Consider the following 16882-nt stretch of genomic DNA (forward strand, 5'->3'; position numbering starts at 1 on the left):
CCCCGCCTCCGCGCTCAGGCGCCGCCGGCGGCGGCCGCACCGGCCCGCCGCCCGAAGAACGTCCCGTCGCCGAGCGAGGTGCCGCTGACGTATCCCTCGCCGTGGATCCCGGAGGCGGCCCGCCCCGCGGCGTACAGCCCGGGGACCGGATCGCCCGACACGTCGAGCACCGCCCCGTCCACGGTGGTGTGCAGCCCGCCGAGCGTGAACCCCGCGGCGCCCGTCCCGGCACCCGCGCCGGGCCGCCCGCCCCGATGGAAGCCCGCCCTCGGGTCGACCGCCGCGAACGGACCCTCCAACGGCCTGAGCCAGCACGGGTCCTTGTGGAAGTACGGGTCCCGGCCCTCGGCCGCATGCGTGTTGTACGTGGCGACCGTGGACTCCAGGGCGCCCTGGGGCATGCCGAGTTCGGCCTCCAGCTCCGTCAGGGTCTCCGTGACGAACCGGGGCACCACACCCCAGCGCTCCGCCTCCGGAATCGACTCGTACCCCTCCTCGTCGATGATCACCCAGTAGGGGGCGGGCTGCGTCAGCACGGCGGCCACGCTGAACAGGCCGGGGTACACGTCCTCGTTGATGAAGCGCTGCCCGTGGGCGTTGACCAGCATGCCCCGGGTGACCATCGCCGGCAGCGCGGTCAGCGCCAGTTCGACCACACCCATCCGCCGGGTGGCGGCGCCGAGCGCGGCGGCCATCCGGATGCCACTGCCGTCGTCAAGACCGTCGCTGACCTTGTCGTGGCCGATGAGGTGCGGGGCGTGGTCGGCGAGCATCTCCTCGTTGTCGGCGAACCCGCCGGTGGTCAGCACGACCCCCTTGCGGGCCCGGAAGGCGAGGTCCCGGCCGTGCCGGCGTGCGGTGACCCCTACGACCCGGCCGCTGTCGTCCACGATCAGTGCCGTGGCCAGGGTGTCGGCCTCCACGGCCGCCCCCGCGTCCTCGGCGGCGGCCACCAGCTTCTCCATCACCAGCCAGCCGCCGAAGGCGTCGGTCGCGCAGCGGTGGCCGCGCGGCGCCGGCCGGGCGATCTCGTTGTACGGCCAGGCGTTCTCGCCCAGCCACATCAGCCCGTCCTTGGTGGTCGGCATCCAGGTCGGCGCGTCCCACAGGGTCGGCTCGAAGGTCAGCCCGCGGTCCACGAACCACTGGAAGTGCGCGGCGCTGCCCTCGCAGTACAGGCGCAGCTTCTCCTGGTCGGCGTGCGGGCCGAGCGCGGCGTCTAGATAGGCGAACATGTCGTCCGCGCTGTCCTCGAAACCGCACGCGTGCTGCACCGGGGTGCCGCCGCCGAGATACAGCTCGCCGCCGGACAGCGCGGAGGACCCGCCGGGGCCCCCGGCCCGTTCCAGTACGAGGACCTCGGCGCCCGCCGCCGCGGCCTCGTACGCCGCGGAGGCCCCGGCGCATCCGAAGCCGACGACCAGCACATCGGTCTCCGCGTCGTAGCGGTCCACGGTCCCGGCGGGCACCGGTGTCACCGGCCGGGACGCTCTCATGTGGAGGTCCCGGGCGGGGTGAACGCCGCCAGGGGTTCGGAGCCCGACCAGTCGTGGCCCCAGTAGCTGTCGGCGGTGATCTCCTCGGCGGTGTAGTGCGCCTCGTCGACGCGCATCCCGTCGTATCCGTACTCGAGGTCCCAGCCGCCGGGCGCGCGCACGTAGAACGACACCATCTTGTCGTTGGTGTGCCGGCCCAGCGTCGAGGAGAGCGAGAAGCCCTGTCTGCCCACGTTGTCGAGGGCGCGGCCGACCGCGTCCAGGCTGTCGACCTCGACCATCAGGTGCACGAGGCCGGGCGCCTCGCCGTGCGGGGCGGGGCAGACGGCGAGGCTGTGGTGGCGTTCGTTGACCCCCATGAAACGCACCCGGCGCGGCGAGCCGCCGCCGAGCCGCATCGACCCGCGGGGCAGGAAGCCGAGCACTTCGGTGTAGAAGGCGATCGTCTCGTCGGGGCTGGTGGTGGGCAGGACGATGTGTCCCATCCCCTGGCCGCCGGTCACGAACCGCTGGCCGAGCGCGGTCACCACGGGACTGTGGTCCAGGACCGGGGCGAAGAACACCTCGACGGGTACGCCCGCCGGGTCTTCGAATGTGATGCCCTGCTCGACACCCCGGTCGTCCGCCTCCTCGCGGCTGAGCGGTTTCACTCCCGTACCGGACGCCTCCACGGCGCGGCCGACGGCGGCGAGCGCGAACTGGTCCCGCACCTCCCAGCCGATCGACAGCACCCGGTCGGTGTCGCCGGGCAGGACGACGAGCCGGGAGCGGCGCTCGTCCATGCGCAGGTACAGGCCGTCGGGGTCCGGCCCGGAGCCCTCGGCGAAGCCGAGGGCGTCCACGGCGAGTTCGCGCCAGCGCCCGATGTCACTGGACTGGACCCGGAGATAGCCGAGTCCGCGGATCTGTGTCTGCGTCATAGGGGTGTCCTCTCTGAAACCGGTCTGCGGTCGGTCGAAGGAGTCAGATCATCGAGCGCATCGGGCCCTGCGGCGGCTCGATGCCGATCTCGGTGAGGGCGGAGGCGTGGAAGACGGATCCCGGCACATGGATGGCGTGCGTGAGGCCCACGTGCGCGTCGCGCCAGAAGCGCTGGATCGGGTTGTCCAGCCGCATCGCGTTGCCCCCGGAGCGGGCGACGATCTCGTCGACGGCGCGGACGGCCCGCCAGGCGGCGGCCGCCTGGGTGCGCCGGCCGACGGCGCGGCGCTCGAAGCTGATCTCCTGCCCGGCCGCGACCGCGTCGTGGAGCCGGCAGATGTTGTCCAGCAGCGCCGAGCGGGCCGCCGCGATCTCGGCCGCCGCCTCGCTGATGGCGTACAGGACGTACGGGTCGTCCTTCACGGCCTGGCCGGTGATCTGAACCCGGCCGCGCTGGTAGTCGAGGTGGTGCGCGAGAGCGCCCTCGCAGATCCCGATCACGGCGGCGGTGATGCCGAGCGGGAAAGCGGCGGAGAACGGCAGCCGGTAGGCGGGGTTGGCCAGCCCGGACTCGGCGGCCAGGGACCCGTCCACGACCTTGCTGTACTCGATCACGCGGTAGCCGGGTACGAAGGCGTCCTTGACGATGACGTCCTTGCTGCCGGTGCCGCGCAGCCCGACGACGTCCCAGGAGTCCTCGACGATCTCGTAGTCGGCGCGGGGCAGGATGACGTGCACGGAGTGCGGGGGGTTGATGCGGTTGCCGTCGGCATCGGCGAGGAAGCCGCCGAGGAAGATCCAGCGGCAGTGGTCGGTGCCGGAGGAGAACTGCCAGCGGCCGTTGAAGACGTAGCCCCCCTCGACGGGCCGCAGCAGGCCCATCGGTGCGTACGGGGAGGCGATCCAGGTATCGGGGTCCTCGCCCCAGATCTCCTCCTGGACCCGGGGGTCGGCCATCGCCATCTCCCACGGGTGGACACCGACGACACCGGTGACCCAGCCGGCCGCCCCGTCCAGGGCGGCGATCCTCATGACGGTCTCGGCGAACTCGCGCGGATGCAGTTCGAGGCCGCCGTACGTCTTCGGCTGGAGCATGCGCATCGCCCCGACGTCCCGGAGGATCTTCGCCGCCTGGTCGTCGAGCCGGCCGAGCGCCTCGTTGGCGGGTCCGAGCGCGCGGATCTCGTCGGCGCGGGTCTCGACTGCTTCGAGTACGGGATTGGACATGGCTGTTCTCACTTCCCCGAGGAGTGCTGGGCGGTCCCGGAGCGGTTCTTCGCCGCGAGGGCGACCGCGATCTCGATGAGCTGGTCCTCCTGGCCCCCGACGAGCTTGCGGCGGCCCGCCTCCATGAGGATCTCGGCGCCGGAGACCCGGTAGGCCGCGGCCTGGCGGGCGGCGTGCTTCAGGAAGCTGGAGTAGACCCCCGCGTACCCCATCGTCAGCGACAGCCGGTCGAGCAGGCACTCACCGTCCATGACGGGCCGGACCACGTCCTCGGCCGCGTCGATGATCTTCAGTACGTCGATGCCGGTACGGATCCCGAGCTTCTCCGCGACGGCGGCGAATCCCTCGACGGGGGTGTTGCCCGCGCCCGCGCCGAAGCGGCGGGTGGACCCGTCGATCTGTGTGGCCCCGGCCCGGACGGCGAGGACCGAGTTGGCGACACCGAGGCCGAGGTTCTCGTGGCCGTGGAAGCCGACCTGCGCGTCGTCGCCGAGCTCCGCGACCAGGGCGGCGATCCGGTCACTGGTCTGTTCCATGATGAGGGCGCCGGCGGAGTCGACGACGTACACGCACTGGCAGCCCGCGTCGGCCATGATGCGGGCCTGCCGGGCCAGCACCTCCGGCGGCCGGCTGTGCGACATCATGAGGAACCCGACGGTCTCCAGGCCGAGTTCGCGGGCGAGGCCGAAGTGCTGGACGGAGATGTCCGCCTCGGTGCAGTGGGTGGCGATCCGGCAGACCGAGGCGCCGTTGTCCGCGGCCTCGCGGATGTCGTCCTGGAGGCCGAGACCCGGCAGCATCAGGAAGGCGATCTTCGCCCGGCGGGCGGTCTTCACCGCGGCCTTGATGAGCTCCTGCTCCGGGGTGTGGCTGAAGCCGTAGTTGAAGGAGGACCCGCCGAGGCCGTCGCCGTGCGTGACCTCGATGACGGGCACGCCCGCGTCGTCGAGTGCGCCGACGATGGAGGTGACGTGGTCGACGGTGAACTGGTGCTGCTTGGCGTGGGATCCGTCCCTGAGGGACGAGTCGGTGACCCGGATGTCCAGGTCGGAGCTGTAGGGCATGGCTCGTGTTCTCCTCGGTGAGCGGCGGTCGGGCTCAGGGGATGTTTCGGAAGTGGCGCCGTCCGCCCGGAGGGCGGGCAGGCGGGACTTTCGCATCGCCCCCTAAGGGCTGTCCCGCAATTCCTGGTGGATCAGCGCGCGGCGTCAGATGCGGTGCATCGCAAGGCGGAGGGGCGCCCGCATACTGGATGTATTCGGGCGTTCCGACAACGGAGGGGGTCCCCCCGTGCCGTTGAGGCTACGGGGGAGAGGTGCCGTAGCTGTCGTCGTGCGCCCGCCAGGAATTGCGGGACAGCCCTTAGGCGCGACGGGCGGTGATCCGCCGGGCGAAGCCCTCGCCGACCCTGGTGGCGGCGGCGGTCATGATGTCGAGGTTTCCGGAGTACGGCGGCAGGAAGTCGCCCGCGCCCTCCACCTCGATGAAGACCGCGACACGGGCGAGCCCGCCGCTGACCGCGGTCTCCCCGTCGAACTGCGGCTCGGCCCGCAGCCGGTAGCCGGGTACGTACCCGGCCACCTCGGCGACCGTCTCGTGGATCGACGCGGTGACGGCGTCCCGGTCCACGTCGGCGGGGACGGCGCAGAAGACGGTGTCCTGCATCAGCATCGGGGGTTCGGCCGGGTTGAGGATGATGATGGCCTTGCCCTTGGCGGCGCCGCCGATGGTCTCGATGCCCCGGCCGGTGGTGAGGGTGAACTCGTCGATGTTGGCGCGGGTTCCGGGCCCGGCGGACGGTGAGGCGACGCTCGCGACGATCTCCGCGTAGGCGACCTCGGTGACCCGGGAGACGGCGTGCACGATCGGGATGGTGGCCTGGCCGCCGCAGGTGATGAGGGAGACGTTCGGCGCGTCGAGGTGGTCGCCGAGGTTGACGGCCGGCACGACCGCGGGGCCGATCGCGGCGGGGGTCAGGTCGATGGCCTGGATGCCGAGCCGGGCGTACTTGGGGGCGTTGGCCCGGTGGACGTACGCCGACGTGGCCTCGAAGACGAGGTCCGGCCGCTCCTGTCCGGCCAGCAGCGCGTCGACGCCGTCGGCGCTCGCGTGCAGGCCGTGATCGGCGGCGCGCTTGAGGCCGGGGCTCTGCTCGTCGATGCCGATCATCCAGCGCGGCTCGATGTCGGGCGAGCGCAGGAGTTTGTACATCAGGTCGGTGCCGATATTGCCGGATCCGACGATCGCGGCGGTCGCCTTGGTCACGGTTCGAACCTCATCCGGGTCGAGTGGGAACGGAGAACAGGTGCGGGAGGGAGGGGCTCGGCCCTCGAAGACGGCCTTCAGCCGGATATCGGCTCAGCCGTCGAAGGCGGCCGTCAGCCGGATATCGGCTCAGCCGTCGAAGGCGGCCGTCAGCCGGTGGTCGGCTCAGCCGTCGTAGGTGGCCTTCAGCCGGTCGCTGAGCGGGCGCGCCTGGCAGGCGAGGATGAGACCGTCGGCGAGGTCGGCGGCGTCCAGGACCTCGTTGCGTTCCATGGCCACCTCCCCCTCGGTCAGGACACAGGCGCAGGCGCTGCAACTGCCCTCCCGGCAGGAGTACGGCGCGTCCAGTCCGGCGGCGAGCAGCACGTCGAGCAGGGGCGTGTTCCGGGGCCAGTCGACGGTGTGGCTCACCCCGTCCAGCTCCACCTCGGCCGTGCTCGCGGGCCCGGCGGTGTCCGGCTCCGGTACGGGGTCGCGTTCCGCGAACGGGTCGCCGGTCAGTGAGGTGAAGCGCTCCACGGTGATCCGGTCGGGCGGCAGGCCCAGGTCGGTGAGCGCTCCGGCCGCCAGGTCCATGAAGGGGCCCGGCCCGCACACGAAGGCCGGGCGTCCGGCGTACGGGCGGGCCAGCGCGCGCAGACCGGACGCGGTGGGCCGGCCCTGGACGGACTCCAGCCAGTGCAGGACGGTCAGCCGGTCCCTGTACTCCCGCGCCAGCGCGGCCAGTTCGTCGCGGAAGATGACGGACTGCTCGTCGCGGTTGGCGTAGAGGAGGGTGACCGCGCCGGTCCCCGCGTGCAGGGCGGAGACGAGGATCGACATGACCGGCGTGATGCCGCTGCCTGCGGCGCACAACAGGAAGTCGCCGTCGAGCGAGTCCGGGGTGAAGGTGCCTGCGGGCCGCAGCACCTCCAGGGTGTCGCCCTCGGTGACGTGGTCGCAGATCCAGTGGGAGGCGTACCCCCCGGCCGTACGCTTCACGGTCACCTTCAGGTGCTCGTCGCGGGCCGGGGAACTGCACAGCGAGTAGCAGCGGGCCGCTCCGCCGGGGCGCTCGGAGGGCACCCGGACGGTGAGGAACTGGCCGGGCCGGTAGGTGAACCGGGCGCGGTCCCCGTCCGCCGGCTCCAGGACGAGCGAGTGGGCGTCGGCCGTCTCCCGGATCACCTCGACGACGCGAACGGTCAGCGGCCCCGGGCTCATGGTGCGCCTCCGGCGGCCCCGGCCCCCGTGCGGGCGGCGGCTGCCGCGTGCCGGGCCGCGAGGTAGCCGAACACGATGGCGGGGCCGATGGTGGCGCCGGGTCCGGCGTACTCGTTGCCCATGACGGCCGCGGAGGTGTTGCCGGTGGCGTACAGCCCGGCGACGGCCGAGCCGTCCTCGCGCAGCACCCGGCTGTTCTCGTCGCAGACGAGGCCGCCCTTGGTGCCGAGGTCGCCGACCTCGATGCGGATCGCGTAGTAGGGGGCCTTGACGAGCTCGTCGAGGTTGGGGTTCTTCATCGTCGGGTCGCCGTAGTAGCGGTCGTAGGCACTGTCCCCGCGGCCGAAGTCGGTGTCCTTGCCGGTACGGGCGAAACCGTTGAACCGTTCGACGGTCTCGGTGAGCGTGTCCGCCGGGACGCCGATGCTCCGGGCGAGAGCGGGGATGGTGTCCGCGCGGTGCACGGTGCCGTTCTCGTAGAACGCCTTGGGGAAGGGCATTCCGGGGAGGATCTGCGCGAACGGATAGCGGGCGCGCGCCTTGGCGTCCATGACGAACCAGGCGGTGGTGTGCCCGCCTTCGAGCTGGTCGTGGACGAAGTTGACGTAGGGGGACGACTCGTTGGTGAAGCGCCTCCCGTCGGCGGAGACGATCACCGACGGCGGGATGCACCGCTCGGAGACCAGCGGGATCGTCACTCCGGCGGGGTGGTGCACGGACGGCATCCACCAGGCGTCGTCCATGAAGTCGAGCGCTGCGCCGAGGGCCTGGCCCGCGAGGATGCCGTCGCCGACGTTCTCGACGGCTCCGGCGCTGTGGTTGTCGCGGCCTCCCTCGGGCAGGTACTTCTCGCGCATCTCCCGGTTGTGGTCGAACCCGCCGGTGGCGAGGAGCACGCCGTGCCGGGCTCCGACCCGGACGGACCTGCCGTCGCGGGTGACGACGACGCCGGTGACCGTGCCCCGTGCGTCGGTGACGAGCTCGGTCATCGGGCTGCGCAGCCACACAGGTACGCCGGCCTCCTTGAGCGCCATCCGCATCCGCGCCACGAGGGCCCGGCCTCCGGTCGCCATATGGCGCCGGCGGACCATGTTCGACGAGACGCGCCAGGCGGCGATCACGGAGGCCCAGCGCCCTCGCCAGGTCCGCTTGACCATGGCGAGGTCGCGGTAGTCCTTGGCGGTGATCCAGAGTCCGAGGGGGCCCTTGAGGCTGTTGGGCCGCTGGTGCTTCTCGTCCTCGCCGAGGTTGCGGGTGTCGAAGGGCAGTGCCTCGACGGAGCGGCCGCGCGGGCGGCCCCCCTCGTACTCGGGGTGGTAGTCGGCGTAGCCCTTGACCCAGAAGAACCGCATCCAGCGGCTCTTCTCCAGCAGTTCCATCGCGGCGGGCCCCTGGTCGACGAAGGCGTCGAGGCGGGCGGCGGGGACCCGGTCCTCGGTGAGCAGGTCGAGGTATCGGCGTACGGAGGCGCGGCTGTCGTCGTGGCCCCTGGCCTTCAGCGTGGGGTTGTTGGGGATCCAGATGCCGCCCCCGGAGATGCCGGTCGTCCCGCCGTACATCGCCCCCTTCTCGACGACGACTGTGCTCAGTCCGCTGTCGGCCGCGGTCAGGGCGGCGGCCATGCCGCCGCCACCGCTGCCGACGACGACGAAGTCGAACTCCTCGTCCCAGGCTTCCCGGGCCGCGGCGCTCACGCCGCGTCCTTACGGGTGAGGAAGGCGAGAACCGCACTCTCCCAGGCGGCCTTCTGCTCGATCATCACCCAGTGCCCGCAGTCCGGGAACACATGCAGTTCCGCGTCGGGGATGGTGCGCATCGGCACGATCGACATGTCGACAGGACTCACCCGGTCGTCGCGGCCCCAGGTGAGCAGGGTCTTCGCGCGGAGCCGGTGGAGCAGGGCCCAGTAGGGTGCCTCGTCGGACGCGGCGGCCGCGGCGGACCGTGCCGCGAACGCCTTGCTGCCGTACATCAGACGGGCACTGGCGAGTGTGTCCGGGTCGGTTGCCTGGGCCCAGCGCTCCTCGATGAGCTCCTCGGTCACCAGGGACCGGTCGTACACCATCGAGTTCAGCCAGCGGACCAGGCCCTCGCGGGAGGGTGCGTCGGTGAACTCGGAGAGCAGTCCGATCCCTTCGCCGGGGCCCGGGCTGAACAGGTTCCGGCCGATGCCGCCGATCGTCACGAGGCGGCGCACCCGGCCGGGGTGGGCGAGGGCGAACTGCGTGCCGACGATGCCGCCCATCGAGTTGCCGATGATGTCGACCTGCTGGAGCCCGAGCCCGTCCAGGAACCGGGTGACGGACGAGGCGGCCGTCGCCATGGGGTGGCCGGCGGCCGGGTCGCTGACCCCGAAGCCGGGGAACTCCAGGACCAGGCAGCGGAAGTGCTCGGCGAACGCCCCCAGGTTGTGCCGGTAGTTGCGCCAGCCGGTGACCCCGGGGCCGGATCCGTGCAACAACAGCAGGGGCGGGCCGTCCCCGGCCTCGTGGTAGCGCAACACGCCTTCATCGGTGGCGAGTTCGCGCAGTGTGGAGTCATGGCTCAGCGCCGTCATCATCCCTGCCTCGGTTGACCTCGGTGTCCGGTGGACCTGGGACCCGGTGGGCCGGCCGGGGTGGTGGTGTCCTCCCGGGCTGGCCATGGGTGCCGTGTGATCGGTTCCTGGACGGTAGCCACGGCCCGCCGGGCGATGCGGCGGGCGTCTCGGTCAGCGGGATGCGTGCGGCCGCCGGGGTGCGGGCGGCCTGCGGCGGCCCACGGCCCGCGGGCGTTCCACTCATCGGGAACAGCCCCCCGGCGCTTCGGCCGCTGTCCTACTTTCGGCCCCCTGCCCGGTCCCGGGCAGACCACCGCACCGCCCCCGTCGAGGTGAACCCGATGACCGCAGAGCCCCTGTCCGCCACCGAGGCACGCGAGGAGACCGAGCCGACTCCTGCGCGGATGCGGCGCACCATGGGCACGTTCGCGTCCGGCGTCACGGTGGTGACGGGGATCGGCCGGGACGGTGTCCCCGCCGGCTTCGCGTGCCAGTCCTTCGCGTCGGTGTCACTGGAGCCGGCCCTGGTCCTGTTCTGCGCCGACCACCGGGGGCGGGCCTGGCCGAGGATCAGGGAGTCGGGGCGGTTCGCCGTGAACATCCTGGCCGAGGAACAGACGGATCTGTGCGCCCGGTTCGGTTCGAGCAGGGGTCACAAGTACGAGGGGCTGGACTGGGAGGTCTCCCGTTGGGGTACGCCGTCGCTGCCCGGCGTCCTGACCCGGGTGCATGCCGCTGTCCACGACGTGCACGCCTCGGGCGACCACGATGTCGTGGTGGGCCGGGTCCTCGCCCTGGAGACCGTGGCCGACCGGCAGCCGATGCTCTTCTTCCGCGGCGGCTTCGGCCTCGGAAGCCCGGCGGGATCCCCCGGCCCGTGGGGCTGGGGCGACCACTGGGGGTGAGTGCCGTGACCACCGCCGCCGGCCGGACGCTCCCTCTCCGAGCGGGCGGAGGCCGCGGTGGGGACGGGCGTCGGCATCGGACGCGAAGCGGCCTCCGAGGGACCGCTGCGCAACGCCGGGCCCGGCTCGTCGTCCTACCGGCTCCGCCAGGTGCAGGGGGCGACTACGGAGGTGTCGGTGTCGGGCCGGCGGCGGCGCAGCAGGGCCGCCGTGGACCGGCACCAGGCAGCGAGGTGGGGAAGTACCCGATACGTCTCGGCGGTATGTGCTCCGGATCCCAGCAGGACCACCATCTGGGTGCGGGAGTCGCCCGCCGGGCAGCTAACCGCCGGGGCCACGCGTCCAGGCCCGCAGCGACACGGGCCGAAGCGACCGGCCGTATACGTACTCCTCATCCGCGGTCTACTGCCAGTCGCCGTACTGCCCCGCGGCGAGCAGGCGGTCCATGGCCTGCGGGGACCACGTCTCCTCCGGCACGGCGGCCGCCCGGCGCGCCGCCCTGACCGGCGTCTCCGGCTCGGGGAACAGCTCGTGCGACACCTGCCGGGCCGCGTCCACGACCAGCGGAGCCACCTTCTCCAGCGGCGACCAGGCGTCCCCCACCAGGGAGATCGCGGCGACCGGCCCCTCGGGCCCGCGCACGGCGGCGGCGACGCAGGCGATGTCCGGGAAGCACTCGCCGCGCTCGAAGGCGAGACCGTGGCGGCGCCGGATGCGGTTGAGTTCCTGGTGCAGGGTGCCGAGGTCGGCGATGGTCCGCTGGGTCAGGCGGCCGATGGATTCGGCGGCCCTGGCTTCGACGTCCTCCGGTTCGAGCCAGGCCAGCATGGCCTTGCCGAGCGCCGTCGAGTGGGCGGGCGCCCTGCCGCCGACTCGGGAGGGGACAGCCGCGGCGAAGCGGCCGCCGACCTTGTCGAGGTAGTGCACCTCCGCCCCGTCCAGCACGGCCAGATGGACGACCAGGCCGGTCTGGATCTGCAGGTGGTGCAGCCTGGCGGCGGCGGCCTCGCGGATCCTGCTGTGCGCGCCGTCCCCGCCGCCGAGGCCGAGAGCGCGGCGCCCGAGTCCGTAGCCGAGGCCGGTGTGTTCGAGCCAGCGCAGCCGTACGAGCTGGTCGAGGATCCGGTGAGCCGTCGACCTGGGCAGCTGTGTGGACCGGGCCACTTCCTCCAGCGAGAGCCGGGCCGTCCGGCCCTCGAAGACGTCCATGATCAGCGTCATCCGCTCGACCATCGACGGTGGCAGTTCGCGACGGACCGGCGCAGGCGCGTGGGGAGCATCTTGGACAGCCGTCATGGGTGCCTCCAGTCACAGACTGAAATGAATTCTTGTTTTCCGGAATGTAACAGCGCTCCCCGAGCTCAGTGAAGAGATGCGCAGCGTCTCTTTCGGCCGCGCTCGCCACCGGCGGCCGGCGCATCACCCCCGACCCTCGCCGTGAAGAATTTTGCCCGGGGTGCAAAATTGCATAGCATGCACCTTCATGAGTGCCGACGACACCTCCCTCGGGCTGCGCGAACGCAAGAAGCGTGCGACGCGCGACGCCCTTGCCGACATGGCTCTGCGCATGGCCGCGGACCGGGGGATCGAGAACGTGACCGTGGAAGCGGTCACCGACGCGGTCGGCGTCTCCGTACGTACCTTCTTCAACTACTTCCCGTGCCTTGAGGACGCCATCACCCGCCCGGGCGTCGAGAGCGCGGAACGGACCCGCCGGGCCGTGCTGAACGCCCCGGAACACCTCACGGCGCTCGAAGCGCTCAGCGAGGCGCTCGCCCAGGAACTCGCCCAGATCGAGGAGGACCACGAACGCTGGGAGCTCCAGATGACGGTGCTCAGGACGAGCCCTTCGCTGCTTCCCGGATTCCTGGCCGCCCAGGGCGCCGACGAACGCGCCCTGGTCGCCGTCCTGGCCGAGCGTCTGGGACAGGACCCCGAGACCGGTCTCCAGCCACGGCTGCTTGCTCACGTGGCGATCGCCGCCGTGCGCGCCACCGTCGAGGTCTGGGTGGCCTCCGGCCGCACCCGTACGTTCCAGAGCCTCTACCGCGAGGCGTTCGCCTCGCTGGCCACCGGCCTGAAGACCTGAAGACGTGGAGACCTGCATGACCGGGGCTTCACCCGTCATGCAGACCTGCTCGCCACGGCCCCGCTCTCCTCGGAACCAGTCACCACAGAACCAGCGACCCCAGGTCCAGTCACCACAGAACCAGTGACCACGGACCCCGTCACCGCCGAACCATTCACCGCCGAACCAGTCACCGCCGAACCAGTCACCAGAGAATGAGGAACGTCAGCCGATGACCGCTGCCGTCACACCCGAAACCGGTACCGCCGGTGCACCCGAGGGGGCCGCGTCCGGTATGACGCGCCGCCAGATACTCCAGGCCATGTCGGGCCTGATGGCCGGGATGTTCGTGGCCATCCTGGCCTCCACCGTGGTCTCCAACGCCCTGCCCAGGATCATCGCCGACCTGAACGGCAGCCAGTCCTCGTACACCTGGGTCGTCACGGCCGAACTCCTCGCCATGACGGCGACCGTGCCGATCTGGGGCAAGCTGTCCGACCTCTACGACAAGAAGCTGCTCATCCAGCTCTCGCTGTCGATGTTCGTCGTGGGCTCGCTCGTCGCCGGCTTCTCGCACAGCGTCGGGCTGCTCATCGTGAGCCGCGTCGTGCAGGGCATCGGCGCGGGCGGTCTCACCGCACTCGCCCAGGTCGTGATGGCGGCGATCATCCCGCCGCGTGAACTCGGCCGCTACTCCGGCATCTTCGGCGCCGTGTTCGCCGTCGGTACCGTCGCGGGCCCGCTCATCGGCGGCGTACTCGTCGACACCTCCTGGCTCGGCTGGCGCTGGTGCTTCTTCATCGGTGTGCCGTTCGCGCTGCTCGCCATCGTGCTGCTCCAGCTGACCCTGAAACTTCCCACGGTCCGCCGGGAAGTGAAGATCGACTACCTCGGCGCCGTCCTCATCATGAGCGGCGTCAGCTCCCTGCTGCTCTGGGTGACCCTGGCGGGCAACCAGTTCGACTGGGCGTCGTGGCAGACCGCCGCTCTGGTCGCCGCGGGCGTGGTCCTGCTGGGCACCGCGGTGCTGGTCGAGTCCAGGGTCAAGGAACCGATCATCCCGCTGGACATCTTCCGCAACCGCACCGTGGCCCTGACGACGGTCGCCAGCATGCTGGTCGGCGTGGCCATGTTCGGCGGCACGGTGTTCCTCTCGCAGTACTTCCAGATCTCCCTCGGCAAGACGCCGACCGTCGCGGGCCTGATGAGCCTGCCGATGATCCTCGGTCTGATGGTCTCCACGACCGTCGCGGGGCAGATCATCTCCTCCCGGGGCAAGTGGAAGGGCTTCCTGATCGCGGGCGGCGTCATCATGACCGCGGGCATGGGTCTGCTGTCCACGATCGGCGCCGACTCCTCGTTCGTCGTGCTCAGCCTGTACATGGTCGTGCTCGGCGTCGGCGTCGGCATGCTGATGCAGAACCTGGTGCTGGCCGCCCAGAACGACGTTCCCGCGTCGGAGCTGGGCGCGGCGACCTCGGTGCTCTCGTTCTTCCGCAGCCTCGGCGGGGCGATCGGCACGAGCGCCCTGGGCGCCGTCCTCGGCCACCGGGTGGCCTCCGAGATGGAGAAGGGCTTCGGCGGGGCGGCCGACAACGGCGGCGCCGGGCACGGCGTTCCCAACCTCAGCACCCTTCCCGAACCGGCCCGTCAGGTGGTCGAGAACGCGTACGGCGTCGCGACCGCGGACGTCTTCCTGATCGGCGCCCCCTTCGCGTTCCTCGCCCTGATCGCGGTGCTGTTCATCAAGGAGAAGCCGCTCAGGACGCAGAGCGGAATGGAGCGTCTCGCTGAGGAGAACGCCGCCGCGGAGAAGGCGGCCGCCGCCCCGACGCACTGATCCCCGCCTCACCGGCATCCAGTCACCGGAGCCCCGGGTCACACGCGCCTGTCGCGTGTGACCCGGGGCTCCGTCGTGACAGGGCCGGTGTCGCCGGCGTCCGCGGGGCTGCCGTCCCGCCGGAGCGGAGCCCTGCATCGTAAAGGGGCGAACCGGAATGGATCGAACGTATTTCGACCTGTCATGGTGTCGGCGTGACTCCCCCCTTCGACGCATCCGCCGACGCGCGCGCGACCGCCGCGGAACGCTTCCCCCTCCAGTTCGCCCGCACCCGGCGCTTCTCGCTCGGCGTGCCCCGGCAGTTCACCGTCTCCCCCGACGGCGAACGGGTGCTGTTCGTCCGGAGCACCTCGGGCACCGACCCGGTGAGCAGGCTCTGGCTGCACGAGAACGGAGCGGAGCGGCTGCTGGCCGATCCGCTCGGGCCCGCGTACGCCGACGACGCACCGGGCGAGGTTCCCCCCGAGGAACTGGCCCGACGGGAGAGGGCCCGCGTGACCTCCTCGGGGTTGGTGTCCTACGCCACCGACGCCTCCGCACGACTGGTCGCCTTCGCACTCCAGGGCGTCCTCTGGGTGCTCCGCACCGACGGCGGCGCACCGCGACGGGTTGCCACGGCCGGACCGGCCGTCGATCCCCGCCCCTCTCCCGACGGCTCCCTGATCGCGTACGTGTCCGGAGGCGCGCTGCGGACCGTAAGGGCGGACGGGACCGGCGACCGGCCGCTGGCCGAACCGGACGGCGAGCACGTGACGTACGGCTTGTCCGACTACGTCTCGCAGGAGTCGATCGGGCGCTCGCGGGGTTACTGGTGGTCGCCTCGCAGCGATGCGCTCCTGGTCGCCCGGGTCGACACGGCGGCGGTCCGGCGCCGGTACATCGCCGATCCCTCGGACCCGGAACGGCCGCCCCGCGTGGTGGCGTACCCGGCCGCCGGCACCCCGAACGCGACGGTGTCGATGCATCTGGTGCCGGTGCACGGGGAGCGGATCGATGTCCGCCTGCCCGGGGAGGCCGGGGACGGGCACCCCGAGGACGTATGGACGGACCGGGCGTTCGAGTACGTCGTGGCGGCGGGCTGGGACGATCACGGGCCGCTCGTCTCCGTACAGACACGGGACCAGCGGTCGGTCCACGTCCTGGAGGTGGACGAGGCGTCGGGCGCGACGCGTACCGCGCACCGGACCCACGACCCCGCCTGGGTCGCCCTGCGTCCGGGCACACCGCTGCGCCTCGCCTCCGGAGGGCTCGTCGTCCCCGCGCGGCCGGACGGCGACACCCAGGGGCTGGACATCGGCGGCGCCACGACGCCGCCGGGCCTGGAGGTCCGCGAGGTGATCGGCACGGCGGACGGGCGGGTGTTCTTCACCGCGGGCGAGGAGCCGACCGAGATCCATGTCTGGTCGTACGCTCCCGGTGATGCCGGTGGGGGTTTCGTACGGGTCAGCGGCGCACCCGGCGTGCACACGGCCGCTGTCGGCGGTACGACGGTGGTCCTGGACAGCAGGACGCCGGACGGCCACACGGTGACGGTGCTCCACGCCGGTGTGCCCGCGGGCGGCATCGAGGTGCTCGCCGAGGAACCGCTCGTCACCCCGCGGCCTTCGGCCCTGAGCCTGGGCAAGCGGGAACTGCGCAGCAGGCTCTATCTGCCGTCGTGGCACCGGCCGGGCGACGGGCCGCTGCCGGTGCTGCTCAGCCCCTACGCGGGCCACGGCATGCAGGTCGTCCTGGAGGTACGGGCCTGGTGGGTCGCGGTCGCCCAGTGGTTCGCCGAGCAGGGCTTCGCGGTGCTGGTCACCGACGGACGGGGCACCCCGGGGCGTGGTGAGGCATGGGAGAAGTCGGTGCACGGCGACCGCCTGACGGCCGTCCTGGAGGACCAGATCGACGCACTGCGCGCGGCGGCCGCCCGGTACCCGGACCTCGACCTGACCCGAGTGGCCATGCGCGGCTGGTCGTTCAGCGGTTATCTGGCGGCGGCGGCCGTCCTGCGGCACCCGGAGGTCTTCCATGCGGCGGTGGCGGGGGCGACGCCAGCCGACCGGCGGCTCTACGACACCCATTGGGAGGAACGCTTCCTGGGACACCCGGACGTGCAGCCCGAGACGTACGCCCGCAATTCGCTCCTGGACGAGGCGGCGGCACTGACCCGGCCGCTCATGCTCGTACACGGTCTTGCCGATGACAATGTGGCCGTGGCGCACACACTGCGGCTCTCCGCAGCACTGCTCGCCGCGGGCAGGCCGCACACGGTTCTGCCGCTGTCGGGCGCCGGTCACCTGGTCGGCCAGGAGCAGACCGCGAGCAATCTGTTGCTGCTGGAGCGGGATTTCCTGCGGAAGTCCCTGGAGCGTTGAACACAGATCACCGGCTGCGCGTACCTCTGGACGAAGCGTCGGAGCCGGGAACACCGCG

13 protein-coding genes are annotated in these 16882 nt (G+C 71.8%); 4 read left to right on the forward strand and 9 right to left on the reverse strand.

Translation table 11 applies throughout. The annotated features are described in order from the left end of the window. Positions 1 to 14: 14 nt before the first annotated feature. The 8 genes from ACGFZA_RS30320 to ACGFZA_RS30355 all read right to left on the reverse strand — a co-directional run bounded on the left by ACGFZA_RS30320 (position 15) and on the right by ACGFZA_RS30355 (position 9756). On the reverse strand, positions 15 to 1496 hold the full coding sequence (locus tag ACGFZA_RS30320) for an FAD-dependent oxidoreductase (RefSeq protein ID WP_385276771.1): 1482 nt from the start codon (positions 1494 to 1496) through the stop codon (positions 15 to 17). Further along, positions 1493 to 2416 (reverse strand): VOC family protein, encoded by a 924-nt coding sequence (locus ACGFZA_RS30325; protein ID WP_393683278.1) that lies wholly within the window; start codon positions 2414 to 2416, stop codon positions 1493 to 1495. The genes ACGFZA_RS30320 and ACGFZA_RS30325 overlap by 4 nt, the downstream gene beginning before the upstream one ends. 43 nt (positions 2417 to 2459) lie before the next feature. After that, a complete protein-coding gene (locus tag ACGFZA_RS30330) occupies positions 2460 to 3644 on the reverse strand; it encodes an acyl-CoA dehydrogenase family protein (protein ID WP_393683280.1) in 1185 nt (394 codons plus the stop codon). Positions 3645 to 3652: 8 nt separating this feature from the next. Continuing rightward, positions 3653 to 4708 carry a 4-hydroxy-2-oxovalerate aldolase gene (dmpG, locus tag ACGFZA_RS30335; RefSeq protein ID WP_385276763.1) on the reverse strand — a complete coding sequence of 352 codons (1056 nt, stop codon included), beginning with the start codon at positions 4706 to 4708 and terminating at the stop codon, positions 3653 to 3655. Between the two features lie 298 nt (positions 4709 to 5006). Next, a complete protein-coding gene (locus ACGFZA_RS30340; protein ID WP_385286676.1) occupies positions 5007 to 5909 on the reverse strand; it encodes an acetaldehyde dehydrogenase (acetylating) in 903 nt (300 codons plus the stop codon). A gap of 165 nt (positions 5910 to 6074) precedes the next feature. Next, positions 6075 to 7112 carry a 2Fe-2S iron-sulfur cluster-binding protein gene (locus ACGFZA_RS30345; RefSeq protein WP_393683283.1) on the reverse strand — a complete coding sequence of 346 codons (1038 nt, stop codon included), beginning with the start codon at positions 7110 to 7112 and terminating at the stop codon, positions 6075 to 6077. After that, on the reverse strand, positions 7109 to 8806 hold the full coding sequence (locus tag ACGFZA_RS30350; protein WP_393683285.1) for an FAD-binding protein: 1698 nt from the start codon (positions 8804 to 8806) through the stop codon (positions 7109 to 7111). Before ACGFZA_RS30350 ends, ACGFZA_RS30345 begins: the two co-directional genes overlap by 4 nt. After that, positions 8803 to 9756 (reverse strand): alpha/beta fold hydrolase, encoded by a 954-nt coding sequence (locus ACGFZA_RS30355; protein ID WP_393683287.1) that lies wholly within the window; start codon positions 9754 to 9756, stop codon positions 8803 to 8805. The genes ACGFZA_RS30350 and ACGFZA_RS30355 overlap by 4 nt, the downstream gene beginning before the upstream one ends. A 236-nt stretch (positions 9757 to 9992) precedes the next feature. Here ACGFZA_RS30355 and ACGFZA_RS30360 point away from each other — a divergent pair, with 236 nt between their 5' ends. Beyond that, the gene (locus ACGFZA_RS30360; RefSeq protein ID WP_385286683.1) at positions 9993 to 10556 is read left to right on the forward strand and encodes a flavin reductase family protein; all 564 of its coding nucleotides are present in this window, start codon (positions 9993 to 9995) and stop codon (positions 10554 to 10556) included. Positions 10557 to 10958: 402 nt separating this feature from the next. Here ACGFZA_RS30360 and ACGFZA_RS30365 read toward each other — a convergent pair whose 3' ends face one another. Then, complete coding sequence (locus ACGFZA_RS30365; protein ID WP_393683333.1) at positions 10959 to 11789, reverse strand: IclR family transcriptional regulator; 831 nt, start codon at positions 11787 to 11789, stop codon at positions 10959 to 10961. A gap of 250 nt (positions 11790 to 12039) precedes the next feature. Here ACGFZA_RS30365 and ACGFZA_RS30370 point away from each other — a divergent pair, with 250 nt between their 5' ends. From ACGFZA_RS30370 to ACGFZA_RS30380, 3 genes are all read left to right on the forward strand, one after another. After that, positions 12040 to 12645 (forward strand): TetR family transcriptional regulator, encoded by a 606-nt coding sequence (locus tag ACGFZA_RS30370; protein ID WP_385286684.1) that lies wholly within the window; start codon positions 12040 to 12042, stop codon positions 12643 to 12645. 211 nt (positions 12646 to 12856) lie between these two features. Further along, entirely contained in the window at positions 12857 to 14464 is a 1608-nt protein-coding gene (locus ACGFZA_RS30375) for an MDR family MFS transporter (RefSeq protein ID WP_385286686.1), read from the forward strand. A 194-nt stretch (positions 14465 to 14658) separates the two neighbouring features. Next, positions 14659 to 16824, forward strand: a complete 2166-nt coding sequence (locus tag ACGFZA_RS30380; protein WP_385286687.1) for a prolyl oligopeptidase family serine peptidase — start codon at positions 14659 to 14661, stop codon at positions 16822 to 16824. The last annotated feature ends 58 nt before the right edge of the window (positions 16825 to 16882 follow it).

The sequence above is a fragment of the Streptomyces sp. NPDC048211 genome (assembly GCF_043202315.1).
Lineage (GTDB): Bacteria > Actinomycetota > Actinomycetes > Streptomycetales > Streptomycetaceae > Streptomyces.